The sequence below is a fragment of the Streptomyces sp. NPDC044106 genome, from assembly GCF_056433985.1.
Genome location: NZ_JBWKFZ010000010.1, coordinates 94,976 through 119,737, shown reverse-complemented (window position 1 = coordinate 119,737; position 24,762 = coordinate 94,976). Strand labels below are relative to the sequence as shown.

General features: G+C 72.2%; 18 protein-coding genes. 4 read left to right on the top strand and 14 right to left on the bottom strand.

Annotation, left to right across the window (positions count from 1 at the left end; all coding sequences use genetic code 11):
• Positions 1 to 150: 150 nt before the first annotated feature.
• From AC07DI_RS19555 to hrcA, 11 genes are all read right to left on the bottom strand, one after another.
• Positions 151 to 1,341, bottom strand: a complete 1,191-nt coding sequence (locus tag AC07DI_RS19555; protein ID WP_478905367.1) for a macrolide family glycosyltransferase — start codon at positions 1,339 to 1,341, stop codon at positions 151 to 153.
• A gap of 149 nt (positions 1,342 to 1,490) precedes the next feature.
• Positions 1,491 to 2,492 (bottom strand): adenosine deaminase, encoded by a 1,002-nt coding sequence (locus AC07DI_RS19550; protein WP_478905366.1) that lies wholly within the window; start codon positions 2,490 to 2,492, stop codon positions 1,491 to 1,493.
• 65 nt (positions 2,493 to 2,557) lie between these two features.
• Complete coding sequence (locus tag AC07DI_RS19545; RefSeq protein ID WP_478905364.1) at positions 2,558 to 3,463, bottom strand: ribonuclease Z; 906 nt, start codon at positions 3,461 to 3,463, stop codon at positions 2,558 to 2,560.
• Between the two features lie 15 nt (positions 3,464 to 3,478).
• On the bottom strand, positions 3,479 to 3,832 hold the full coding sequence (locus AC07DI_RS19540; RefSeq protein ID WP_478905363.1) for a histidine triad nucleotide-binding protein: 354 nt from the start codon (positions 3,830 to 3,832) through the stop codon (positions 3,479 to 3,481).
• Positions 3,833 to 3,906: 74 nt separating this feature from the next.
• Positions 3,907 to 7,134, bottom strand: a complete 3,228-nt coding sequence (locus AC07DI_RS19535; RefSeq protein WP_478905362.1) for a S41 family peptidase — start codon at positions 7,132 to 7,134, stop codon at positions 3,907 to 3,909.
• A gap of 81 nt (positions 7,135 to 7,215) precedes the next feature.
• The gene (locus AC07DI_RS19530; protein WP_478905361.1) at positions 7,216 to 7,824 is read right to left on the bottom strand and encodes a hypothetical protein; all 609 of its coding nucleotides are present in this window, start codon (positions 7,822 to 7,824) and stop codon (positions 7,216 to 7,218) included.
• A 102-nt stretch (positions 7,825 to 7,926) separates the two neighbouring features.
• Positions 7,927 to 8,319 carry a VOC family protein gene (locus tag AC07DI_RS19525; RefSeq protein ID WP_384260181.1) on the bottom strand — a complete coding sequence of 131 codons (393 nt, stop codon included), beginning with the start codon at positions 8,317 to 8,319 and terminating at the stop codon, positions 7,927 to 7,929.
• A gap of 20 nt (positions 8,320 to 8,339) precedes the next feature.
• A complete protein-coding gene (locus tag AC07DI_RS19520; RefSeq protein ID WP_384260183.1) occupies positions 8,340 to 9,104 on the bottom strand; it encodes a 16S rRNA (uracil(1498)-N(3))-methyltransferase in 765 nt (254 codons plus the stop codon).
• Positions 9,101 to 10,174 carry a nitronate monooxygenase gene (locus AC07DI_RS19515; RefSeq protein ID WP_384260186.1) on the bottom strand — a complete coding sequence of 358 codons (1,074 nt, stop codon included), beginning with the start codon at positions 10,172 to 10,174 and terminating at the stop codon, positions 9,101 to 9,103. Before AC07DI_RS19515 ends, AC07DI_RS19520 begins: the two co-directional genes overlap by 4 nt.
• 243 nt (positions 10,175 to 10,417) lie before the next feature.
• Entirely contained in the window at positions 10,418 to 11,557 is a 1,140-nt protein-coding gene (gene dnaJ / locus AC07DI_RS19510; RefSeq protein ID WP_384260189.1) for a molecular chaperone DnaJ, read from the bottom strand.
• On the bottom strand, positions 11,558 to 12,574 hold the full coding sequence (hrcA, locus tag AC07DI_RS19505) for a heat-inducible transcriptional repressor HrcA (RefSeq protein WP_384260191.1): 1,017 nt from the start codon (positions 12,572 to 12,574) through the stop codon (positions 11,558 to 11,560).
• A gap of 199 nt (positions 12,575 to 12,773) precedes the next feature.
• Here hrcA and AC07DI_RS19500 point away from each other — a divergent pair, with 199 nt between their 5' ends.
• Positions 12,774 to 13,511, top strand: a complete 738-nt coding sequence (locus tag AC07DI_RS19500) for an MBL fold metallo-hydrolase (RefSeq protein ID WP_478905551.1) — start codon at positions 12,774 to 12,776, stop codon at positions 13,509 to 13,511.
• A gap of 35 nt (positions 13,512 to 13,546) precedes the next feature.
• Positions 13,547 to 14,368 (top strand): DUF3097 domain-containing protein, encoded by an 822-nt coding sequence (locus tag AC07DI_RS19495; protein ID WP_478905360.1) that lies wholly within the window; start codon positions 13,547 to 13,549, stop codon positions 14,366 to 14,368.
• Between the two features lie 286 nt (positions 14,369 to 14,654).
• Here AC07DI_RS19495 and hemW read toward each other — a convergent pair whose 3' ends face one another.
• Positions 14,655 to 15,887: a radical SAM family heme chaperone HemW gene (gene hemW, locus AC07DI_RS19490; protein ID WP_478905359.1), complete on the bottom strand. Its 1,233-nt coding sequence runs from the start codon at positions 15,885 to 15,887 to the stop codon at positions 14,655 to 14,657.
• A 77-nt stretch (positions 15,888 to 15,964) separates the two neighbouring features.
• Entirely contained in the window at positions 15,965 to 17,887 is a 1,923-nt protein-coding gene (locus AC07DI_RS19485) for a SpoIIE family protein phosphatase (protein ID WP_478905358.1), read from the bottom strand.
• 218 nt (positions 17,888 to 18,105) lie between these two features.
• Here AC07DI_RS19485 and AC07DI_RS19480 point away from each other — a divergent pair, with 218 nt between their 5' ends.
• Both AC07DI_RS19480 and AC07DI_RS19475 read left to right on the top strand, forming a co-directional pair.
• Positions 18,106 to 22,200 (top strand): HAMP domain-containing protein, encoded by a 4,095-nt coding sequence (locus AC07DI_RS19480; protein WP_478905549.1) that lies wholly within the window; start codon positions 18,106 to 18,108, stop codon positions 22,198 to 22,200.
• Between the two features lie 9 nt (positions 22,201 to 22,209).
• Complete coding sequence (locus AC07DI_RS19475) at positions 22,210 to 22,794, top strand: response regulator (protein ID WP_478905357.1); 585 nt, start codon at positions 22,210 to 22,212, stop codon at positions 22,792 to 22,794.
• A gap of 35 nt (positions 22,795 to 22,829) precedes the next feature.
• Here the strand turns inward: AC07DI_RS19475 and AC07DI_RS19470 are convergent, their stop codons facing one another.
• On the bottom strand, positions 22,830 to 24,719 hold the full coding sequence (locus tag AC07DI_RS19470; protein ID WP_478905356.1) for an AMP-dependent synthetase/ligase: 1,890 nt from the start codon (positions 24,717 to 24,719) through the stop codon (positions 22,830 to 22,832).
• Between the last annotated feature and the right edge of the window lie 43 nt (positions 24,720 to 24,762).

Sequence of the window (24,762 nt, the reverse complement as noted above, 5' to 3'; positions counted from 1 at the left end):
GAGAGTAGATAGACGAACGAGCCGGAGTCAACGGCCAGGGGTGGGGAACGGCGCAGGACAAGGGGCGCGGGGAACTCCGCGAAGGGGCGCGGGGAACTGCGCGACCAGCCGCAGCCGACCCGCAGCTCCCCACCCGCCCCCAGTGGAGCGCTAAAGCTCCGACTCGATCAGGTCGGCCGCCCGCCGAGCCCCGCCCTCCGCACGGACCTCCGACTTCAACTCGGCACACCTGCGGGCGACATCAGGGTCCGCCACGAGGCCGAGCAGGGCCGACCGCAGGACGTCCCCGGTCGCGGCCTCCGTATCGACGCGGCGTGCCACACCGAGCTCCACGAGCCGGTCCGCGTTCATCGGCTGCTCGGCCCCCTGCGGCACCGCGATCATCGGCACGCCGCAGAAGAGCCCCTCCGAACTGCTCCCCATCCCCGCATGCGTGACGAACGCGTCGGCCTGCTCCAGGACCGCCAACTGCGCCACCCACGAGCGGACTTCGACGTTGGCCGGGAGATCCTCACCCAGCTCCGCGGGGTCCACGTGCTTGCCGATCTGGAGGACCACGTGCCAGCCGGGCAGGTCCCCGAAGGCGGCCACGCACTGCCGGTAGAACTCCGGCTGCACGGTGTACGCCGAGCCGAGCGAGACCAGGAGCACCTTCTCCACGCCCTCGGGCCGCGCCCAGCTCTCCCGCCGCGCACGCTCGCCGAGGCAGGGCCCGACGAAGTCGATCCGTTCGGCGTCGACCGTGTCGGCGTGCGGCTGCATGGCCCGCGGGATGGTGGCGACGGCCCGCGGCGGCACGCCGGAGAACTCCGCGACGTCCAGCGTGGTGGCCCCGCTCCCGGCGAGCCACTCCTTGAACCGGGCCTCCAGCGCGTCCGCGCCCGGCAGTTGCGCGAGGACCGCGCCGACGTCCTCCTGGTAGCTGCCCCAGGCCACGAAGGTGGGCGAGAGCTGCACGAGCGGCCGGCCCTGCGCCTCGGCGAGCGCACGGGCGACGTACGCGCCGATGTCGTACAAGTAGAGGTCGGCGGGGTCGTCGTCGTAGGCGGCGTGGAGCTGCGGGAGCACCGCCGCCGCCTCGCCGAGGAAGAGCCCGCCGGCCTCGATCGGGTCCTCGGGCCAGATGTTGTCGCGGAACGGGAGCGTCGACTCGTACGCGACGAGTTCGGCGCCGGTGGGCTCGATCAGCCCCGCGGTGGCCGGGTCGTTGGCGTATGTCACGCGGTGGCCGCGCGCCACCAGCTCACGGATGACCTCGCGGCCGGGCAGCACATGGCTGACCATCGGGACGCCGACCATGGCGATGTGGGCGCGGCGACGGGCAGGACGTCGGGATGACATGAGAGTTCCTTCGTACAGAGAGCTACGGGCTTGGACACGGCGGCCCACCGCCGCGGCCCCGGAAAGGGGCGGGCGGGGCCAGGGAGCCGTGTCAGCCGTAGATCTGCGCGATGGTGTCCATGGGCAGGACGGTAACCCGTCGCCGGGCCTCAGTCGAACGAATAAGCCTCGACCTCGGCGAGGTAGCGCGCCCTCAGCGCCTCGTCGGCCTCGTCGCGGTCGAGGAAGGACGCCTCGAAGGAGTTCCGGGCGAGCGTGCGCAGCCGCTCCTGGTCGAGCCCGAGGGCTTCGCGAACGGCGTGGAAGGTGTCGTCGACGTACCCGCCGAAGTAGGCGGGGTCGTCGGAGTTGACGGTGCACATCAGGCCGGCCTCCAGCATCCGCGCCAGCGGGTGCTCCTCCAGTACGTCGATGGCGCGCAGCCGGACGTTGGAGAGCGGGCAGAGCGTGAGCGGCACGCGGTCGCGGACCAGGCGCTCCATGAGGGCCGGGTCCTCCATGCAGCGCAGCCCGTGGTCGATGCGCTCGACGCCCAGGACGTCCAGGGCCTCGGTGATGTACGCGGGCGGGCCCTCCTCGCCCGCGTGGGCGACGAGGCGCAGACCGCGGGCGGCGGCGGCCTCGTACACCTCCTTGAACTTGGCCGGCGGGTGGCCGACCTCGGCCGAGTCCAGGCCGATGCCGATGATCCGGTGGAGGTGGGGCTCGGCGTCCGCCAGGGTCTGGAGGGCGGATTCGGCGGACTCGTCGCGCAGGAAGCACATGATGAGCCGCGTGGAGACGCCGTGCCGCTCCTCGCTGCGGTCAAGGGCGCGGGAGAGGCCCTCGATGACGGTGGCGATGGGGACGCCGCGCGCGGTGTGCGCCTGCGGGTCGAAGAAGATCTCCGCGTGGCGCACGCCCTGCTCGGCGGCGCGGGCGAGATAGGCCTCCGCGAGCTCTTCGAAGTCGGCCTCGGTGCGCAGCACGGCCATCAGGCTGTAGTAGAGGTCCAGGAACGTCTGGAGGTCGTCGAAGAGGTAGGCCTTGCGGAGCTCTTCGGTGTCGGCGTAGGGCAGTTCGACGCCGTTCCGCGCGGCGAGCGCGAAGGCGAGCTCGGGTTCGAGGGTGCCTTCGATGTGGAGGTGGAGTTCGGCCTTGGGGATCGGCATGGTGCGGTCTCGCTCAGTTCGGTTCGAGGGGGGTGGTTCGGCCGGTGGGTGGTTCGGCCGGTGGTTCAGGTCCGTCTGGGGAGGGGGACGCGGGTCAGGTCGCGGGCGACGGTGAGTTCACCGTCGAAGCCGGCGGCGCGCGCCTGCCGCTCGTAGGCGGACGGATCGGGGTAGCGCTGGCTGAAGTGCGTGAGCACGAGATGGCGCACGCCCGCGTCGACGGCGACCCGCGCGGCCTGACCTGCGGTCAGATGCCCGTGGTCAGTGGCGAGTTGCTCGTCCTCGTCGAGGAAGGTCGACTCGATGACGAGCATGTCGCAGCCCTCGGCGAGCGCGTGCACGCCGTCGCAGAGCCGGGTGTCCATGACGAAGGCGAACCGCTGCCCGCGCCGCACCTCGCTGACCTCGTCGAGGGTGACGCCGCCGAGGCTGCCCTCCTTCTGGAGCCGTCCGACGTCGGGGCCCTTGATGCCGTGCTCGGCGAGCAGCCGGGGCAGCATGCGGCGGCCGTCGGGTTCGGTGACGCGGTAGCCGTAGGACTCCACCGGGTGGGAGAGCTTCATCGCGTCGAGGGTGTACGCCGGGGTGACGGCGAGCGGCCCGTCGGCGGCGACCGGCGCCTCGCCGAGCGCCACGGTCTCGCGGTAGGCCGTCGCGTACCGCAGGCGGTCGAAGAAGCGCTGCCCCGACGCCGGGTAGTGGGCGGTGACGGGGTGCGGGACCCGGTCGAGGTTGATGCGCTGGATCACCCCGGCGAGGCCGAGGGAGTGGTCGCCGTGGAAGTGCGTCACACAGATCCGGTGCAGGTCGTGGGCGGCGACCCCGGCGCGCAGCAGCTGCCGCTGCGTGCCCTCGCCGGGGTCGAACATGATGCCCTGGCCGTCCCAGAGCAGGACGTAGCCGTTGTGGTTGCGGTGCCGGGTGGGGACCTGGCTGGCGGTGCCGAGCACCACCAGTTCACGTACGGACAAGAGGCGTCGGCTCCGCTATCCGGGGGGCCACTGGAGGCCGCGGCCGGCCAGGACGTGCGCGTGCGCGTGGAAGACGGTCTGGCCCGCGCCGGTTCCGGTGTTGAAGACGATGCGGTGGCTGTCGGCGCCTTCCTGGGCGGCGACCTCGCCCGCCTCGCGCAGCACGTCCGCGGCGATCTGCGGCTCGGCGGCCGCCAGCGACGCGGCGTCCGGGTGGTGGACCTTGGGGATCACCAGGACGTGGGTCGGCGCCTGCGGGTTGATGTCGCGGAAGGCCACGGTCGTCTCGCTCTCGCGCACGACGGTCGCCGGCACCTCCCCCGCGACGATCTTGCAGAACAGACAGTCGCTTCGCGCTTCGCCCGCCATGGGCCGCCTCCTGGAACGGAACGATCAGTACGCTCGGCATGCTATCGGCCCCGCGCCGAAGGACCGGGACGAGGTCACCGTGCGCCCGGCAGGTCCGGCGCCGCCTTCGCCGGATGCTCCGCGAGCGCGGCGAGGGCGAGGCGGACCGCCTCGTCCAACTGCGGGTCGCGGCCCGCCGCGTGGTCGTCCGGGGTGGTGACGACCTCCACGTCCGGCTCGACCCCGTGGTTCTCGACGCCCCACCCCTCGCCCTCCAGCCAGAACGCGTACTTCGGCTGCGTCACCAGCGTCCCGTCGACCAGGTGGTAGCGGCTGTCGATGCCGATGACACCACCCCAGGTGCGCGTGCCCACCACGGGTCCGATGCCGAGCGCCCTGATGGCGGCGTTGACGATGTCGCCGTCGGAACCGGAGAACTCGTTGGCGACGGCGACGACGGGGCCGCGCGGCGCGTCCGCGGGGTAGCTGAAGGGGCGCGAGCCCCGGGGCACGTCCCAGCCGACGACGCGGCGCGCCAGCTTCTCCACGACGAGCTGCGAGGTGTGCCCACCGCGGTTCTCCCTGACGTCCACGACCAGGCCCTCGCGGGCCACCTCGATCCGCAGGTCGCGGTGGATCTGCGCCCAGCCGGGCGCCTGCATGTCGGGCACGTGGAGGTAGCCGAGGCGACCGCCCGAGCGCTCGTGGACGTACGCCCTCCGGTCGGCGACCCAGGCGTGGTAGCGCAGCGGCTCCTCGTCGTCGACGGGGACCACCACGGCGTGCCGCGGATCGCCGCCGCCGGACGGCGACACCGTCAGCTCGACGGGTTTGTCCGCGGTGCCGACAAGGAGCGGTCCCGGGCCCGCGACAGGGTCGACGGGCCTGCCGTTCACCTCGATGACCGCGTCGCCGGGGCGGACGGCGACGCCGGGCGCGGCGAGCGGCGAGCGCGCGGAGGGGTCGGAGGTCTCCGAGGGGAGGATCCGGTCGATGCGCCACAGGCCGTCCCCGCCGCGCGAGAGGTCCGCGCCGAGGAGCCCTTGCCGGGGCGCGCCGCCGGAGCCGCCCGGTATGACGTACGCGTGGGACGTGCCGAGCTCGCCGTGCACCTCCCACAGCAGGTCGACGAGGTCGTCGTGGGTGGCGACGCGGGCGAGGACCGGGCGGTAGCGCTCGAGGACGGCGTCCCAGTCGACGCCGCCCATGTCGGGGCGCCAGAAGTTGTCCCGCATGAGGCGGCCCGTCTCGTCGTACATCTGGCGCCATTCGGCGGCCGGGTCGACGGTGTGGTGGACCCGGGAGAGGTCGACGGTGATGTTGGTGTCGCTGTCCTCGTCGCCGGAGGCGCGCCGGTCACTGGGGACGACCTTCAGCTTGCCGTCGGTCCACAGCAGGACCCGCCTGCCGTCGCCGGTGACCGCGAAGTGGTCGGCGTCCGCGGCCAGTTCCTCGACGCGGTGGCGCGTGAGGTCGTACCGCTCGAGGGCGGTCTTCGGGTCGGGATCGTGCGGGGTGGCGCGGGAGGCGCCGAGTACGCCGCGCACCGGGTGGCGCAGCCAGAGCAGGCCGTCCTTGGCGGCCCTCAGCGTGGTGTAGCGGGCGGCCTCGACGGGGAAGGGCACGATGCGGTCGGCGAGTCCGTCGAAGTCGATGCGGGTGACGGGCGCGCCCTCGCTGTCGGGCGTCTCGGCGCCCGCGCCGTCCTGTGTCTCGAAGGGCCTGCCGTGCCGCTGCGGGCCGAAGGGCGAGGACGTGGCCGCGGCCAGGGTGATCAGGTACGGGCGGGAGCCGCCGACGAACGCGAGGTCGAAGACGTGTTCGTCGTAGACCGGGTCGAAGGCGCGGGCGGAGAGGAACGCGAGGTGCTTGCCGTCGAGGGTGAACGCGGGCGCGTAGTCGCGAAAGCGCAGCGGTGTCGCGTCGGACACCGACAGGTCGGCGGTGTTGGCGAGCCGGAGCCTGCGCAGCGGCCGCGGTCCCGGATGCGACCAGGCGAGCCATGCCGAGTCGGGCGAGAAGACGAGCCCGGTGGCCTCGCCGTACTCGCCGCGGTCGACCTCGCGGACCTCGCCGCTCTCCCGTTCGACGAGGAGCACCCGGCCGTCGTGCGAGGCGACGGCGGCGCGGGAGCCGTCGGGCGCCATGGCGAGCCCGAGGACCCGGCCGAGCTGTCCGGCGGCGAGCCTGCGGGGCGTGGCGCCGGGCGCGGTGCCGGTGGCGGGGGCGAATTCGAGCGCCTCGTCGCCTTCGGCGTCGGTGACCCAGACGACGTGCTCCTCGCCCTGCACGCGGAAGGTGCGGGGCAGCCGGGCGCGTACCCCGTGCTCGGCGGCGAGCGCGCGGGCGGGGCCTTCGCGGTGCGTCACCCAGTGGACGGAGCCGCGCACGGAGAGGGCGCTGCCGCGTCCGGTGTGGTCGGGCGCGGCGGCGCCGAACCAGCGGACCGCGGAGACGGGATGCGGCTGCAGGTCGGTGCGCTGTCCGCCGAGGCGGATGTCCAGGCGGCGCGGCTCGGCGTCCGACAGGTCGTCAAGGAGCCAGAGTTCACCCGCCGACGCGTAGACGACGCGCGTGCCGTCGGTGGCGGCGTGCCGCGCGTAGAAGCCGTCGACCGGGGTGTGCGCACGCAGGTCGGAGCCGTCGGGCAGCGAGGAGTAGAGCGCTCCCACGCCTTCGTGGTCGCAGAGGAAGGCGATGCGCCCGCCCACCCAGAGCGGGTACTCGATGTTCCCTTCGAGCTCCTCGTGGACGCGCGCGAAGGGCGGCGTCCCGCCGTCCGTACCCGGCCGCCGGATCCACAGCTTGCCCGCGGTGCCACCGCGGTACCGCTTCCACCAGGCGGCCTCGCGGCCCATCGGGGCGGAGAGCAGCAGGATCTGCCCCTCGGGGCCGTACGCGACGTCGCCGACGATGCCGTACGGGAGGGTGTCGGCGGGGCCGCCGTCGAGCGGCACGGCCCGCGCCCAGGTGCGGCGCAGCGAGGCCTGTCCCGCCGAACTGACCGCGAGGACCCGCCCGTCGGGGGTCCAGCCGCGCACGGCGGTCTTCGCGCTCCCCCAGTACGTGAGGCGCTCGGCGGGACCGCCGTCGAGGGGCGCGACGTGCACCTCGGGGGCTCCGTCGCGGGTGGAGGTCCAGGCGACGGTCGTGCCGTCCGGGGAGATCCGGGGGTGGTTCACGGGCATGTCGTCGGCGCTGACCCGCCAGGCGCGTCCCCCGTCGAGGGGCGCGATCCAGACGTCGTCCTCGGCCGTGAAGGTGGTCAACTCGCCGTGGATGTGCGGGAACCGTAGATACGCGGAGCGCGCTGCCTCTGTCACGTCGACCAGCCTAGGGACGCGCCGGGCGGCCCGACACCGGTTTGGATCACTTGGCCGGGTACCGCCGTCCAGGCCGCCGGGTCATTTGCCCGGGACGCACTCGCAGGTCGGCCGGGCGGGTGGGTCCGCGGTGACGGTCACGGTGACGGTGGTGGTGGGTGCGGGGCGGGGCTGTTCGTGGGAGGGCGGCGGGTGGTGGGAGAAGGTCGGCCGGGAAGTCGGATGCCCGCCGCCGCCCCCGCCCCCGCCGCCCGACGAGCAGTTGCCCAGCACGTCGACGCGGAACCGCTGCTTGCCGTCCACCTTGGCGGTGAGGTTGCCGCGTACGCAGTCCCCGTCGACGACGGAGCGCACCTCGCCCTTGATGGAGATGTCCTTGCCGCCGTCGGTCTCGCCCTGGCAGTCGACCTTCACCATGCTGTCGTCCCGCGCGGTCCTGCCGCGGGACGTGGCCTTGTCGGCGAAGCGGGCGGTGCAGCTGAGCCACGCCACACCGGTGTGCTGCCGCTCCAGCGCCCTGGTGCCCAGCTCGTCGGTGGTGAGTGCGACCGCGGAGGAGTTCATGTCCCCGTTGACCGGATCGCACGCGGTGACGCCGAGCGCGGCGGCGCCCGCGAGCCCGACGGCGTACAGGAAAGCCGAACGCCGGGTCGCCGCACCCCGGCCGCGTAACCGCCTCAATGCCCCCATGGGCGGCAGAGTGCCACCGCGCGCCCCGGTGCGATAGACCGCTTGCGGCCATCCGTTCCCGCCCGCCCGCGGGCCCTGGGCCGCCGCGCCCGACCTCTTGCGTCAGCCGCGCAGCAGCAGCCACTCCTGCAACTCCACGACGTTGCCCTCGGGGTCCTTGAGATGGGCGACGCGCATCCGGTCGGTGAACGGCGCGGGGCCGTGGACGAGGACGGCCCCGCGTCCGGTGATCTCCGCGCAGTACGCGTCCAGGTCGTCGACCCGCAGCACCACCAGCGAACGGTGGCCGGTCACCGAATCGGCCAGCTCACCCAGCAACCCTGCCATCATCGCGCGGTCCTGCAGCGCGATGCCCGCGGAACCGGCGGCCGGGCTGAACTTCTCGTACGGTCCTTCCTCGGCGCCCGACTGGGGCTTGAGGCCGAGGACCTCGCCGTAGAAGCGGTAGCAGGCGGTGAAGTCCGTGACGAGCAGCCGGACTTGAGCGAGTTCCAAGACAGCCTCCAGAGGGTTCGTCAGAGCCAGCGGCCGGTGCGGCCGAGAAGCAGGGCGGTCGCCGCCGTTCCGGCCGTCGATGTACGCAACACAGTGCGCCCCAGCCGGTACGGTTTCGCGCCGGCCGCCGCGAAGGCCGCCAGCTCGTCGGGCGAGACGCCGCCTTCGGGCCCGACCACCAGCACGATGCGGCCGGTCGCCGGGAGGTCCGCCGCGGCCAGCGGCTCGCTGCCCTCCTCGTGCAGGACGGCCGCGAAGTCGGCGTCCGCGAGGAGGGCGGCGACCTGCTTGGTGGACGCGGCGTCGGCGATCTCGGGGAAGCGGACGCGGCGCGACTGCTTGCCCGCCTCGCGCGCGGTGGCCCGCCACTTGGCCAGCGCCTTGAGCCCGCGGTCGCCCTTCCACTGCGTGATGCAGCGCGCTGCGGCCCACGGGACGACGGCGTCGACGCCGGTCTCCGTCATGGTCTCCACGGCCAGTTCACCGCGGTCGCCCTTGGGCAGGGCCTGCACGACGGTGATCCGGGGCGTCTCCTCGGGCTCCTCGGTCACGGCTGCCAGGTCGAGGACCAGCCGGTCCTTGCCCTCGGTGTCGCGCACCACGCCCCGCGCCCACCGTCCGGCGCCGTCCGTCAGGACGACGGCCTCGCCGGCGCGCAGCCGCTTCACGGAGACGGCGTGCCGCCCCTCGGGCCCGTCCAGGACGAAGCGTCCACCGCCGCCCGCGGTGAAGCCCCCGGTGAGGTCCTCGGTGAAGTCCTCGACGACGAAGACGGGGGCGGTCACGCGGCGCCTCCCGCCGACAGCGCGTCCTTCGCCTCGGCCAGTTCCGCGACGAGGACCTCCACGAGCTGCTCCGCGGGCAGCTCCCGGGCGAGCCGGTGGCCCTGCCCGGCCCAGAGCGCCATGGCCTGCGCGTCACCGGCCTTCGCCGCGGCCTTGCGCAGCCCGCTGGTGAGGTGGTGGACCTGCGGGTAGGCGGCGGGGGCGTACGGGCCGTGCTCCCGCATGAAGCGGTTGACGAGGCCGCGCGCGGGGCGCCCGGAGAACGCCCGGGTCAGCTCGGTGCGTACGAACAGCGGATTGGTCATGGCCTGCTTGTGCAGGGGGTTCGCGCCCGACTCGGGGGTGACGAGGAACGCGGTGCCGAGCTGTGCCGCCTCCGCGCCGGCCGCGAGGACCGCGGCGATCTGCGCGCCCCGCATCAGCCCACCGGCGGCGATCAGCGGAATCTGCGCGGTCTCGCGCACCTGCGTGATCAGCGAGAGCAGCCCGATCCCCGCGCCGTCCGCCTCGGGGTTGTCCTTGTGCGTCCCCTGGTGGCCGCCCGCCTCGACGCCCTGGACGCACACGGCGTCGGCGCCGGCCCACTGGGCGGTCTGGGCCTCCTCGGCCGTGGTGACGGTGACGACCGTCAGCGTGCCGACGCGCGCGAAGGCGTCCAGGACGTCGCGGGTCGGACAGCCGAAGGTGAAGGAGACGAGCGGCACCGGGTCGTCGAGGAGGATCGCGAGCTTGGCGTCGTAGCCGTCGTCGCGGCCGCTGTCCGGGTCGCCGAGTTCCGTCTCGTACCAGGTCGCCTCGCCCGCGAGCTGGTTGCGGTAGACCTCGACGGCGGCCGCGTCGGCGTACTCGGGCTGCGGCATGAAGAGGTTGACGCCGAAGGGCCGCGAGGTCAGCCCCCGCACCTGTTTGATCTCCTGGTACATCCCGTCGGCCGTCTTGTACCCGGCGGCGAGGAATCCGAGCCCACCGGCCTCGGCGACAGCCCCGGCCAACTGCGGTCCTGAGGCGCCGCCCGCCATGGGGGCCTGCACGATCGGGTGGCGGCAGAGATCGGTCAGCGCAGAGGACATGCACGCATCGTGCCACGCCCCGCACACCGCACCGAATCGCACCCCGCGCCGGGCGTGTGCGCCCCCGTCTGCCCACGGCGCCCCGCCGGCGTCCGCGGCCCGCACGTGGTTGCTGGCGCGGGGCGGGTTGCTTTCAGGGGCGCGGGGAACTGCGCGCCCAGCCCCCACGCGCCCGCGGACGACGACAAAGCCCCCGGCAGCGGAACGAACCGTCGCCGGGGGCCGAAGTCACCGCTCAAGGCGCTACCGCCCGTTGAACGCATCCTTGAGACGGGAGAACAACCCCTGCTGCCCCGGCTGGAACTGCCCCGTGGGCCGCTCCTCGCCCCGCAGCTGCGCCAGCTCCCGCAGCACCCGCTCCTGCTCCGCGTCGAGCTTCGTCGGCGTGAGCACCTCGACGTGCACGATGAGGTCACCGCGCCCGCCGCCCCGCAGATGTGTGATGCCACGGCCGTGCAGCGGCACCGACTGGCCGGACTGCGTGCCCGGCCGGATGTCGATCTCCTCCACGCCGTCCAGCGTCTCCAGCGGCACCTTCGTGCCGAGGGCCGCCGCCGTCATCGGAATGGTGACGGTGCAGTGCAGGTCGTCGCCGCGCCGCTGGAAGACAGCGTGCGGCAGCTCGTGGATCTCCACGTACAGGTCACCGGCGGGGCCGCCGCCGGGGCCGACCTCGCCCTCACCCGCGAGCTGGATCCGCGTGCCGTTGTCGACACCGGCGGGGATCTTCACGGTCAGCGTCCGCCGCGACCGGATGCGGCCGTCACCGGCGCACTCGGGGCACGGCGTCGGCACGACCGTGCCGAAGCCCTGACACTGCGGGCACGGCCGCGACGTCATGACCTGGCCGAGGAAGGACCGCGTGACCTGCGACACCTCACCGCGACCGCGGCACATGTCACACGTCTGGGCGGACGTCCCCGGCGCTGCGCCCTCACCGCTGCAGGTCGTGCAGACCACGGCGGTGTCGACCTGGAGGTCCTTGGTGGTGCCGAAGGCGGCCTCTTCGAGGTCGATCTCCAGGCGGATCATGGCGTCCTGACCGCGACGCGTGCGCGAGCGCGGTCCGCGCTGCGACGCCGTCCCGAAGAACGCGTCCATGATGTCGGAGAAGTTGCCGAAGCCACCGGCGCCGAAGCCGCCCGCGCCCGCCCCGCCGCCCGACTGGGACAGCGGGTCGCCGCCGAGGTCGTAGACCTGCTTCTTCTGCGGGTCCGACAACACCTCGTACGCGGCGTTGATCTCCTTGAAGCGGTCCTGGGTCTTCGGATCCGGATTCACGTCCGGGTGAAGCTCACGGGCCAGCCTTCGGAAGGCCTTCTTGATTTCGTCCTGGGAAGCGTCGCGGCGCACGCCGAGTACGGCGTAGTAGTCCGTGGCCACTTACGACTCCGCCAGGATCTGTCCGACGTAACGTGCCACTGCGCGTACTGCTCCCATCGTTCCCGGATAGTCCATGCGGGTCGGTCCGACCACGCCGAGCTTGGCTACTGCCTCGCTGCCCGAACCGTAGCCGACGGAGACCACGGAAGTAGAGCTGAGCCCCTCATGGGCGTTCTCGTGACCGATCCGTACGGCCATGCCCGAATCCTGCACCTCACCAAGCAACTTGAGGAGCACGACCTGCTCCTCAAGGGCCTCGAGGACGGGACGGATGGTGAGGGGAAAGTCATGTCCGAAGCGGGTGAGATTGGCGGTACCGCCGATCATCAGCCGCTCCTCGGTCTCCTCGACAAGGGTTTCGAGAAGGGTCGCGAGGACCGTCGAGACGGTGCCGCGGTCCTCGGCCTCGAAGGCTTCGGGCAGGTCCTGCACCAGCTGCGGCACGTCGGTGAAGCGACGGCCCGCGATCCTGCTGTTGAGCCGGGCCCGCAGATCCGCGAGCGCGGACTCGCCGAACGGGGCCGGGCAGTCGATCATGCGCTGCTCGACCCGGCCGGTGTCGGTGATCAGGACGAGCATCAGCCGCGCGGGAGCGAGCGAGAGCAGCTCCACGTGCCGCACCGTCGACCGCGTGAGCGAGGGGTACTGCACCACGGCGACCTGCCGGGTCAGCTGCGCGAGCAGCCGCACCGTCCGTCCCACCACGTCGTCGAGGTCGACCGCGCCGTCGAGGAAGTTCTGGATGGCGCGGCGCTCGGGCGCGGTCATCGGCTTGACGCCCGCGAGCTTGTCGACGAACAGCCGATAGCCCTTGTCCGTCGGGATGCGCCCGGCGCTGGTGTGCGGCTGGGCGATGAACCCTTCCTCCTCCAGCGCCGCCATGTCGTTGCGGACGGTGGCCGGAGAGACCCCCAGACGGTGCCGCTCCGTGAGCGCCTTGGAACCGACCGGCTCCTCCGTCCCGACATAGTCGTGGACGATGGCGCGCAGCACTTCGAGCCTGCGTTCATTGAGCATCGCGCACACCTCCAGCTGTCTCCGTCGTCGACGACGGGCCCCGGCATCCCCCGAGCCCCCGCCTGGCACTCACCACGCGCGAGTGCCAGCCTTTCGAAAGGTCAGTGTACGGCCGACCGGTACGGACCCGGCAAGGGCGGACCCCCCGCGTCCTGACCGGCCCCGCGCGCCCGCCCTGGGATAGCGTCACCGTATGGACGTGACGCCGGCATGGGAAGCGGCGGGCTGGGAGCGGCTCGCCCCGCGCGTGGGGCGGTGCCGCCTCCCCGTCTGGGACTGCACGGCGGGGCTCGTCGTCGGCGACGACGCGGTCCTCATGATCGAGGCCGGGTCGAGTCTGGCCGAGGGCGCGGCCCTGCGGACACAGGCCCGCCGGATCCTCGGCGGCTCCCGCCGGGTCACCCACCTCGCGCTCACCCATCCGCACTTCGACCACGTCCTCGGTGCGGCGGCCTTCGCGGGCGTCGAGGTGTACGGGGCGGTGGGCATCGAGACGGTTCTCGCCGGGGGCCGCGAGGAGCTGCGCACGGACGCGGTACGCCACGGCGTGGCCGCGGACGCGGCGGCGGAGGCCGCGGACCTCCTGGTCCGGCCGCACCATCTGGTGTGCGGGGAGTGGACGCTCGACCTGGGCGGCGGGGTCCGGGTGCTGCTCGCGAACGTCGGTCCCGGGCACACGGCCCACGACCTGGTGGTCCTGGTGCCGGGCGTCGACGGCGGACGGGAGGTCGTCTTCTGCGGCGACCTGGTCGAGGAGTCGGGCGAGCCGCAGGCGGGCCGGGACGCGGCGCCCCGGCACTGGCCCGCGGCGCTCGACAGGCTCCTGGACCTCGGCGGCGAGGACGCGGTGTACGTGCCGGGGCACGGAGCAGTGGTGGATGCGGCATTTGTCCGTGCGCAGCGCGCCACACTGGCGGCCCGCTTCGGCGTGTCGTAGACCGGCGCGGGCCCGTTCTTCCTATCGTCGGCAGAATGCGCCAGTACTCCGCCGATCTCACGCCCCCCTGGAAGAAGCCGAAGCCCGTACCTGAGGTGACGGCGGACGCCGGCCTCGTGGTCGAGGAGCTCGGCACCGGATTCTGCGGGGCGGTGATCCGCTGCGAGAAGACGGCGCAGGGTCCGACGGTGACCCTGGAGGACCGCTTCGGCAAGCATCGCGTCTTTCCGCTGGCGCCGGCCGGCTTCCTCCTGGAGGGCCGCCCGGTCACCCTGGTCCGTCCCGCGGCCGCGACGCGCACTCCGGTACGTCCCTCACGTACCGCGTCCGGTTCGGTGGCCGTTCCCGGTGCGCGGGCCAGGGTCGCCCGGGCGGGACGCATCTACGTGGAGGGCCGTCACGACGCCGAACTGGTGGAACGGGTCTGGGGCGACGACCTGCGCGTCGAGGGCGTCGTCGTCGAGTACCTGGAGGGCATCGACGACCTCCCCGCGATCGTCGCCGAGTTCGCCCCCGGCCCCGACGCGCGCCTGGGCGTCCTGGTGGACCACCTGGTCCCCGGCTCCAAGGAGTCCCGCATCGCCGCGGAGGTGACCAGCGCCCACGCGCTGGTGGTCGGCCACCCCTACATCGATGTGTGGGAGGCGGTGAAGCCCTCCTCGGTCGGTATCGCGGCGTGGCCGCGGGTGCCGCGGGGCCAGGACTGGAAGACGGGCGTCTGCCGGGCGCTCGGCTGGCCGGAGAACACGGGGGCGGCGTGGCAGCGGGTCCTGGGCTCGGTGCGCAGCTACAAGGACCTGGAGCCTGCGCTCCTGGGCCGCGTGGAAGAGCTGATCGACTTCGTCACGTTGCCCTAGCCGCTGCGGGTGCGGGTGCGGGTGCGGGTGCGGTACGAACGGGCCCGCCGCTTCGCGGCGGACGTATCCCACCCACCCGTTTGCCCCGCAACGCACGGCGGGACTAGGGACACCCCCACCGGGCCGCAGTCGCACACGCGCCGGAGGGGACGTGGGGGTATGTACGAACGGAGCACCGAGCATCCTGTAGCCCCATTGCCCGTGCAGCGCGACGCAGGGATAGCGAGTACGCACATACCCCCGCGGCCCCGCCCCACAGACGCAGAACCGGCGCAGACAGCAACCCCTAATCCACCAGATCCCGCACCACCGCATCCGCCAGCAACCGCCCCCGCAGCGTCAGTACCGCCCGCCCCTCCCCGTACGGCCCCGCCTCCAGCAGCCCCTCCGACAGCGCTCGGCGGGACGCGGCCAGGCCCGCCTCCTTCAGGAGGGACAACGGGCAACCGTCCCGGAGCCTGAGTTCCAGGAGGATCCGCTCGACCCGGCGGTCCTCCTCGGAGAGGATCTCCCGGCCCGCGCCGGGCGAGCCGCCGCCCGCCAGCGCCCCCGCGTACGCCCCGGGATGCTTGACGTTCCACCACCGCACGCCGCCCACGTGGCTGTGCGCCCCCGGCCCGGCCCCCCACCAGTCGGCGCCCCGCCAGTACAGCTCGTTGTGCAGGCACCGCCCGGCCTCGGACGTGGCCCAGTTGGACACCTCGTACCACTCGAAGCCCGCGGAGCCCAGCACCTCGTCGGCGATGAGGTAGCGGTCCGCGTGCACGTCGTCGTCGGTCATCGGCACCTCGCCGCGCCGGATCCGGCGCGCCAGCTGCGTGCCCTCCTCGACGATCAGCGCGTAGGCGCTGACGTGGTCGGGCCCGGCGCCGATCGCCGCGTCGAGCGTGGCCCGCCAGTCCTCGTCCGACTCCCCCGGCGTGCCGTAGATCAGGTCGAGATTCACGTGGTCGAAGCCCGCCGCCCGCGCCTCGGCCACGCACGCCTCGGGCCGCCCGGGCGTATGCGTGCGGTCGAGGACCTTCAGCACGTGCTGCCGCGCGCTCTGCATGCCGAAGGAGATCCGGTTGAACCCGCCCTCCCGCAGCTCGCTCAGGTACGCCGCGTCGACTGACTCCGGGTTGGCCTCGGTCGTGATCTCCGCGTCGTCGGCGAGGCCGAACTCGTCCCGTACGGCGCCCAGCATGCGGACGAGATCGGCCGCGGCGAGGAGCGTCGGCGTACCGCCCCCGACGAAGACGGTCCGCACCGGCCTCGGGTCGTCGCCGAGGACCTTCCGCGCGAGCCGCACCTCGTCGGCCAGGGTCTCCGCGTAGTTGTCGCGGGAGGCGAGCACACCGCCGGAGCCGCGCAGCTCGGTCGCGGTGTAGGTGTTGAAGTCGCAGTAGCCGCAGCGCGTGGCGCAGTACGGAACGTGCAGGTAGAAGCCGAGCGGGCGGGAGGCCGCGCCGGACAGGGCGGACGCGGGCAGCGCGCCGTCCTCGGGCATGGGCTCACCATCGGGCAGTGCGGAAGGCATACCGTCGATTGTCCCGCACGCGGGGAACCCCACCCGCACCCCTCAGTACCTCCCCCAGTACTCCCCCGTCCCGTCCCTCACCGGGCCCGCAGCACCAGCAAGGCCAGGTCGTCGTCGGGCGGCCGCTCCGAGAACTCGTGCACGAGCCGCCGGATCCGCTCGGCCACCAGCCCCGCGTCGAGCCCCGTGCACCCGGCCAGCGCCCGGGCGAGGCCGTCCCCGTCGTCGAACTGCCGCCGCCCCGAGCGCCGCTCGGTCACACCGTCCGTGACGCACAGGAGCGTTTCGTCGGCCCGCAGCTCGAAGCTCTCGCTGGTGTACGTCTCGTCGTCGACGACCCCGAGCAGCATCTGCGGGGTGGCCGCCTCGCGCACCTCCCCGTCGGGCGACAGCAGGAGCGGCAGCGGGTGCCCGGCGCACGCGAGGGTGCAGCGCACGCCCCCTTCGTACGGGATGAGCTCGCCGTAGAGGAGGGAGAGGAAGCGCGAGGTGGGCCCGTCGGGCGGTACTCCCTGGCCGCCCGCGACCGCGACGACCGCGGCCGCCGCGTCCGCCGCCTCGGTCGCGTCGTCGAGGAGCAGTTGGTTGAGGCGGTCCATGACCTCCGCGACCGCGTAGCCCTCGCGGGCGAGCAGCCGCAGCCAGGGGCGGGCGAGGCCGATGACGACGGCCGCCTCGGGGCCCTTGCCCTGGACGTCGCCGAGCGCGAAGCACCAGCGGCCCTCGCCCGCCTGGAACACGTCGTAGAAGTCGCCGCCGGGGCCGCCCTTGTCCCGCGGCTCGTACACCAGGCCGCTCTCCACGCCGGGGATCTCCGCGACCTTGCTGGGCAGCAGCCCGCGCTGCAGCACCTGGCTGATGTTGGCCTGGCGCTGGTAGCGGCGCGCGGTGCTGATCGCGAGGGCGACCCGGCGGGTGAAGTCCTCGACGAGGCCGGTGACCTCGTCGGCGAACCGGACGAGCCCGGAGCGGCCGATGACGAGCGTGCCGAGCGAGCGCCCGCCCGCGACGAGGCGGTAGGCGAGGGCCGCACCGGAAGACCCCGCTCCGCCCGCGGGCCCCTCGCCGGGCCAGGGGACGGGGAAGGCGCCCGAGCCCGCCGCCTCCGGCAGCCGCGGCGGCTCCTTCTCCAGGAGGCGGCGCAGCTCCTCTATACGGTGCTCGCTGCTGTGCCAGACCCGGGCGAGGCGCCCTCCCGACATGCCCATCGCCCCGTGCACGGGGCCCTCGGAGGCGTCCTCGAGCCACACCGCGCACCAGTCCGCGAGCCGCGGCACGAGCAGTTGTCCGGCCAGCGCCGCCACCAGGTCCTCGTCGAACTGCCCGGCCAGGAGGTCGGACGCCTCGGCGAGGAAGGTGAGCGCGCCGCGGTTGGCCCACTCCATGTCCTGGGGCATCCGCTTGGGCAGTGGCGCCAGGATCTCGGCGGCGCGCAGTCCGCGCTGGAGCGCCTGGTCGCTCGCGTACGACTCGATCTCGTGGAGGGCGTGGACGCCGTCGACGGGCAGCCGGGCCCAGACGGTCTTGGTGCCCGGCCGGTAGGTGATGCCCCAGGACTCGGAGAGCGTCGCGACGAGGTACAGGCCGCGGCCGTACTCGGGGGTTCCGTTGGCCGGCGGGCGCTGCTCGCTGCGGACGGCGCGCGAGGGATGGTGGTCGGAGACCTCGATGACGAGGGCGCCCGTGCTCTCGCCGGGCGCCGCCTCGTCGAGGCGGCAGAGCAGCTCGACGGCCGTGCCCGCGTGGACGACCGCGTTCGTCACCAGTTCGCTGACGAGCAGCACCGAGTCGTCGGCCAGCCGGTCGGTGAAGCCGCGCGCGGCGGGCACCCCGGTCTCGGTCCAGTCGGCGAGCGCGGCACGCACGAACTTGCGCGCGGCGGCGGGCGCAAGCGGATTTCCGGGCAGAGATGTACCCACCACCAGCAGCGGCCCCGGACGGCCCGAGGCCGGGGCGGAGGAACGGAACTCGATCTCCCGTTGCATCGGAATGGACCCCACAGTACGGCTCCTGAGCAGTTCGGTGAATACGCCTCAGGCGACACGGACAGAGTGACAGACTGACCCCGCCCATAAGCACCGAGTCACCGAAGTGGGCCGTTATGAGTGAGAACAGTGCTATGCCTGCGCTTGGAGAAGGCCGGATTCCGGTCCCGGCGCAGGGCGTCGGGTCCGGTACGGATCCGGCCATGTGTCAGCTGCGCCCGCTTCTCGCCGCCATGCGCGCCGCGCGGGACGGGGACTTCACCAAGGCCGCCCCGGTCGGCGAGGGCGTCACCGCCGAGCTGTACGCGGTCTTCAACGAGATGGTCGACCGTTCGCTGCACTTCGACAGTGAACTCATCCGCGTGCGGCGGGAGATCATACGCCACGGCCGGCTCGACGAACGGTTCGCCGAGAGCCCCGGGCAGGGCCGGTGGGCGGCGCGCGTCTCGGAGGTGAACACCCTGCTCGACGCCCTGGTCGCCCCGGCGGCCAACGCCACCCGGGTGCTGAACGCGGTGGCGGGCGGCGACCTCACCCAGCGCGTCGATCTGCACGACGGCACCCGTGAGCTCCGGGGCGATCTGCGCCGCCTCGGCCGCGCCGTCAACACGATGGTCGATCAGTTGTCCCTCTTCACGGGTGAAGTCACGCGCGTCGCCCGTGAGGTGGGCACGGAGGGCAGGCTCGGCGGGCGCGCCAAGGTGCGCGGCCTCTCGGGGAGCTGGCGGGATGTCACCGAGGCCGTCAACACGATGGCGTCGCGCCTCACCGCCCAGGTGCGCGACATCGCACTCGTCACCACGGCGGTGGCCCAGGGCGACCTGACACGCACAGTCACCGTCGAGGCCACCGGTGAGCTCCTCGAACTGAAGCTCACCGTGAACACCATGGTGGACCAGCTCTCCGCGTTCGCCGCCGAGGTGACCCGGGTGGCCCGCGAGGTCGGCACGGAGGGCCAGCTGGGCGGCCGGGCCCAGGCCCGTGGGGTGTCGGGGGTGTGGAAGGACCTCACCGACAACGTCAACTTCATGGCGTCGAACCTCACCTCGCAGGTCCGCAACATCGCCCAGGTGACCACCGCCGTCGCCAACGGCGACCTGAGCCAGAAGATCACCGTCGATGCCCGGGGCGAGATCCTGGAGCTGAAGTCGACGGTGAACACGATGGTGGACCAGCTGTCCGCCTTCGCCGACGAGGTCACCCGCGTCGCCCGTGAGGTCGGCACCGAGGGGAACCTGGGCGGGCGCGCTCAGGTGCGGGGCGTCTCCGGCGTGTGGAAGGACCTCACCGACAACGTCAACTTCATGGCGGACAACCTCACCTCCCAGGTGCGGAACATCGCGCTCGTGTCGACGGCCGTCGCCCAGGGAGACCTCGGCAAGAAGATCACGGTGGAGGCGAAGGGCGAGATCCTGGAGCTGAAGTCGACGATCAACACGATGGTGGACCAGCTGTCCGCCTTCGCCGACGAGGTCACCCGCGTCGCCCGCGAGGTCGGCACCGAGGGCAACCTCGGCGGCCAGGCCCAGGTCCGCGGCGTCTCCGGCGTGTGGAAGGACCTCACCGACAACGTCAACTTCATGGCGTCGAACCTCACCTCGCAGGTCCGCAACATCGCCCAGGTGACCACCGCCGTCGCCAACGGCGACCTCTCCAAGATGATCACGGTCACCGCGCGCGGCGAGATCCTGGAGCTGAAGGACACCGTCAACACCATGGTGGAGCAGCTGCGTGCCTTCGCCGACGAGGTGACCCGCGTCGCCCGCGAGGTCGGCACGGACGGCCGGCTCGGTGGCCGCGCGCAGGTCCTCGGCGTATCGGGCGTGTGGAAGGACCTCACCGACAACGTCAACTACATGGCGGACAACCTCACCGGCCAGGTCCGCAACATCGCGCAGGTAGCGACCGCGGTGGCCCAGGGCGACCTCTCCAAGAAGATCGACGTCGACGCGCGCGGCGAGATCCTGGAGCTGAAGACCACCATCAACACCATGGTGGACACGCTCTCCTCGTTCTCCTCCGAGGTCACCCGCGTGGCCCGCGAGGTCGGCTCCGAGGGACAGCTGGGCGGTCAGGCCCGTGTCGAGGGCGTCTACGGCACGTGGAAGCGCCTGACGACGAACGTGAACGAGCTGGCGCTGAACCTCACCACCCAGGTCCGCGCCATCGCCGAGGTGGCCTCCGCCGTGGCCCAGGGCGACATGACCCGCGCCATCACCGTGGAGACGCGCGGCGAGGTCACCGACCTCAAGGACAACATCAACCTCATGGTCTCCAACCTCCGCGAGACCACCCGCGCCAAGGACTGGCTGGAGTCCAACCTCGCCCGCCTCGCGGGCCTGATGCAGGGCCACCGCGATCTGATGGAGGTCGCCGACCTGATCCTGCGCGAGCTGACCCCGCTGGTGAACGCGCAGTACGGCGCGTTCTTCCTGGCCGATCCCGACACCGCGGAGGGCCCCGCGCCCACCCAGGTCACCGCGAAGGGCCTCGCCTTCATCGCGGGCTACGGCGCCGCGCAGGGTTCGGTCGTCGACACCGGCGGGATGCCCGCGCAGGGCCTGGTGCGCCAGGCTGCCCTGGAGAAGAAGCGCATCCTGGTCGAGGAGGTGCCGCCCGAGTACATCAAGATCCATTCGGGGCTCGGCGACGCGGCCCCCGCCACCGTCGTGATCATCCCAATCCTCTTCGAGGACAAGCTGCTCGGCGTCATCGAGCTGGCCACGTTCTCCCGCTTCTCCGACGTCCACCTCGCGTTCTTCGACCAGTTCGTGAACACCATCGGCGTCGCCATCAACACCATCATCGCCAACTCCCGCACGGAGTCACTGCTCGGTGAGTCCCAGCGGCTCGCCACCCAGCTCCAGGAACGCTCGGACGAGCTCCAGCGCCAGCAGGCCGAGCTGCGCCGCTCGAACGCGGAGCTCGAGGAGAAGGCCGCCCTGCTCGCCACCAGCTCCCAGTACAAGTCGGAGTTCCTGGCGAACATGTCGCACGAGCTGCGCACTCCGCTCAACTCCCTGCTGATCCTGGCCAGGCTGCTCTCCGACAACCCCGACGACCACCTCTCCGACCAGGAGGTGCAGTTCGCGACGACGATCCACCGCTCCGGCTCGGACCTGCTCCAGCTCATCAACGACATCCTCGACCTGTCGAAGATCGAGGCGGGCCGTATGGACGTACGGCCCAAGAAGCTGCCGCTCATCAAGGTCCTCGACTACGTCCACGCGACGTTCCGCCCGCTCACCCTCGACCGCGGTCTCGCCTTCGACGTGTCGGTGGGCGAGGACGTGCCGCGCGAGATGTTCTCCGACGAGCAGCGCCTGCAGCAGATCCTGCGCAACCTGCTGTCGAACGCGGTCAAGTTCACCTCGGCGGGCAAAATCGAACTGCGGGTCAGCCGCGTCAAGGAGTCCGCGGGCGACCGGCTGCTCCACGACAACGAGGACCTGCTCTGCTTCGCCGTCAGCGACACCGGGATCGGCATCCCGCCCGAGCAACTCCCGGTGATCTTCGAGGCGTTCCAGCAGGCCGACGGCACCACCAACCGCAAGTACGGCGGCACCGGCCTCGGCCTCTCCATCAGCCGCGAGATCTCCGGCCTGCTCGGCGGCCGCATCACGGCGGAGAGCCACCCCGGCCAGGGTTCGACCTTCTCGCTGTACGTCCCCGTGGTGCATCCGGGCCACGGCGCGGCCGCCATCGCGTTCGCGGCCTCCCACACGAAGCTGCCCGAGCCGGTGGAGCAGGCGGTCCTGCGCCCGCACACCTCGCTCGAACCCGACGACAGCTGGCCCACCCCCACCAAGCTCGAGGAGTGGAAGGAAGGCCGCGCGGGCCGCATACTGCCGGGCCGCAGGGTGCTCATCGTGGACGACGACATCCGCAACGTCTTCGCGCTCACGCACGTACTGAGCCGCGTCGGCATGCCCGTCCTGTACGCGGAGAACGGCCGCGAGGGCATCGAGACGCTGGAGCGCAACCCGGACGTCGACATCGTCCTGATGGACATCATGATGCCGGAGATGGACGGGTACGAGACGATGGAGGCGATCCGTCGCAGCCCGCGCTGGCAGGGCCTGCCCATCGTCGCGCTCACCGCGAAGGCCATGCCCGGCGACCGCGAGAAGGCCATCTCGCAGGGCGCCACCGAGTACGTACCGAAACCCGTGGACGTGGACCAGCTCCTCGGTGTCGTCTGCGCCCTCCTGGACCCCGAGGGCGAGCCCGAAGGCACCGGCGGGACCACCTCCTCCGATTCAGAATCCGTCGCCACGGAACGGCCCGGCACACCGAAGGAGAAGGCTGTTCCACCGGCACCCGAGTGAGGCACCGTCATGACCGCTGAGGCCACGACCGACAACCGCGCAAGCATCCTCCTTGTCGACGACATGGAGGACAACCTGATGGCACTCGAAGCTGTCCTTGGTTCACTGAACGAGCCGCTGGTCCGAGCCCGTTCGGGCGAGGAAGCGATGAAGGCGATTCTGCGGCAACGATTCGCCGTGATCCTTCTGGACGTCCGCATGCCGGGCATGGACGGCTTCGAGACCGCGTCGAACATCAAACGGCTCGACCAGACCAAGGACGTGCCCATCATCTTCCTGACGGGCACCGACAACGACGCGGGCTACGCCTTCCGCGGTTACGCGACGGGCGCCGCCGACTACCTGACCAAGCCCTTCGACCCGTGGGTACTGCGCGCCAAGGTCACCGTCTTCCTCGAACTGCACCGCAAGAACAGGCAGTTGGAGCGGATACTGGCCCGCGAGCAGCGCCAGTTCGACGAGCTGGCCGCGCGCCTTTCGGCGATCGAGACCCATATGGCCGCGAGCAGCCTGCGCGACGTCGTGGAGCTGCGCCACCACGTGACCCACATGGAGGAGCTGGTGCAGGAGATGCGCCGGGGCCGGGACGCCTAGCCTTCCCGGCCCCCGCAGGCCACGGAACGACCGGCTCAGGCCTCGCGCGATCCCGCGTACATCTCCTCGATGAGGTGCTTGTACTCCCGCTCGACGACCGGGCGCTTCAGCTTCAGGCTGGGCGTCAGTTCGCCGTGCTCGACGTCCAGGTCGCGCGGCAGGAGCCGGAACTTCTTGATGGTCTGCCAGCGCTGCAGGCCTTCGTTGAGCTGCTGTACGTAGCCGTCGACGAGCGCGACCGTGGCCGGGTCGGCGCACACCTCGGCGTACGTCTTCCCCTCCTGGCCATTCTCCTTCGCCCACTCCAGGATGGCGGGCTCGTCGAGCGAGATCAGCGCGGCGCAGAAGTTCCGGTCGGCGCCGTGCACGAGGATGTTGGAGACGTACGGACAGACGGCCTTGAACTGGCCCTCGACCTCGGCGGGCGCGATGTACTTGCCGCCGGAGGTTTTGATCAGGTCCTTCTTGCGGTCGGTGATCCGCAGGTAGCCGTCGACGGACAGCTCGCCGATGTCCCCGGTGTGGAACCAGCCGTCGGACTCCAGGACCTCGGCGGTCTTCTCCGGAAGGCCGTGGTAGCCCTCCATGATGCCGGGGCCGCGCAGCAGGATCTCGCCGTCGTCCGCGATGCGCACCTCGGTGCCGGGCAGCGGCTTGCCGACGGTGCCGGTGCGGTAGGCCTCACCGGGGTTCACGAAGGAGGCGGCGGAGGACTCGGTCAGGCCGTACCCCTCCAGGATGTGGATGCCCGCGCCCGCGAAGAAGTACCCGATGTCGGGCGCGAGCGCCGCGGAGCCGGAGACCGCGGCGCGCAGCCGCCCGCCGAAGGCCTCGCGCAGCTTGGAGTAGACGAGGGCGTCGGCGGTCCGGTGCTTGGCGCGCAGCCCGAACGGTACGGAGGGGGTGCCGGTCCTGCGGAAGTTGTCCTGGCTGACCTTCGCGTACTCGCGGGAGACCTCGGCGGCCCACTGGAAGATCTTGTACTTGGCCGCGCCGCCGGCCCGCGCCTTGGCGGCGACGCCGTTGTAGACCTTCTCGAAGATGCGGGGCACGGCGGCCATGTAGGTCGGCTGCACGACCGGCAGATTCTCGATGATCTTGTCCACGCGGCCGTCGACGGCGGTGACGTGCCCGAGCTCGATCTGCCCGGAGGTCAGCACCTTGCCGAAGACGTGCGCGAGCGGCAGCCACAGGTACTGCACGTCGTCCGGGCCGAGCAGTCCGGTCGCCGCGATGGCCTTCGCCATGTACGACCAGTTGTCCTGCGGCAGGCGCACGCCCTTGGGCCTGCCGGTGGTGCCGGAGGTGTAGATGATCGTGGCGAGCTGGTCGGCGGTGATCGCCGCGATGCGCTCCTTGATCAGCTGGGGGTTCTTCTCCAGGTACGCGGCGCCGCGGGCCTCCAGGTCGGCGAGGGTGAGCACCCAGCCCTCGGGGTCGCCCTCGGCGGCCTGCGCGCCCTCGCCGTCGAGCACCACGACGTGTCGCAGCTCCGGCAGCTCGGCCCGCTTCTCGCGCGCCTTGGCGAGCTGCGCGGCGTTCTCGGCGATCAGCACGCGGCTGCCGGAGTCGGCCAGGATGTACGCCGACTCCTCGGCGTTGGTCTGGGGGTAGATGGTGGTGGTGGCCGCGCCGGCGCACATGATGCCGAGGTCGGCGAGGATCCACTCGACCCGCGTGGAGGAGGCGAGGGCGACGCGCTCCTCGGAGCCCACCCCGAGCTCGATGAGGCCCGCCGCGATGGCGTGCACGCGCTCGGCGGCCTGCGCCCAGCTGAGCGTCCTCCACTCGTCGGGGCCCTCGCCGGAGGCTGCCGGAACCGGGTAGCGATAGGCCTCGGCGTCCGGCGTGGCCGCCACGCGCTCCACGAAGAGGTGCGCCACGGAGGGCGGACGGTTCTCGATCAAGGTCTGTGTGTCGCTCACGACATCCTCCGGGCCCACGGCAGTGCGGCGAACTGGCTGGCGG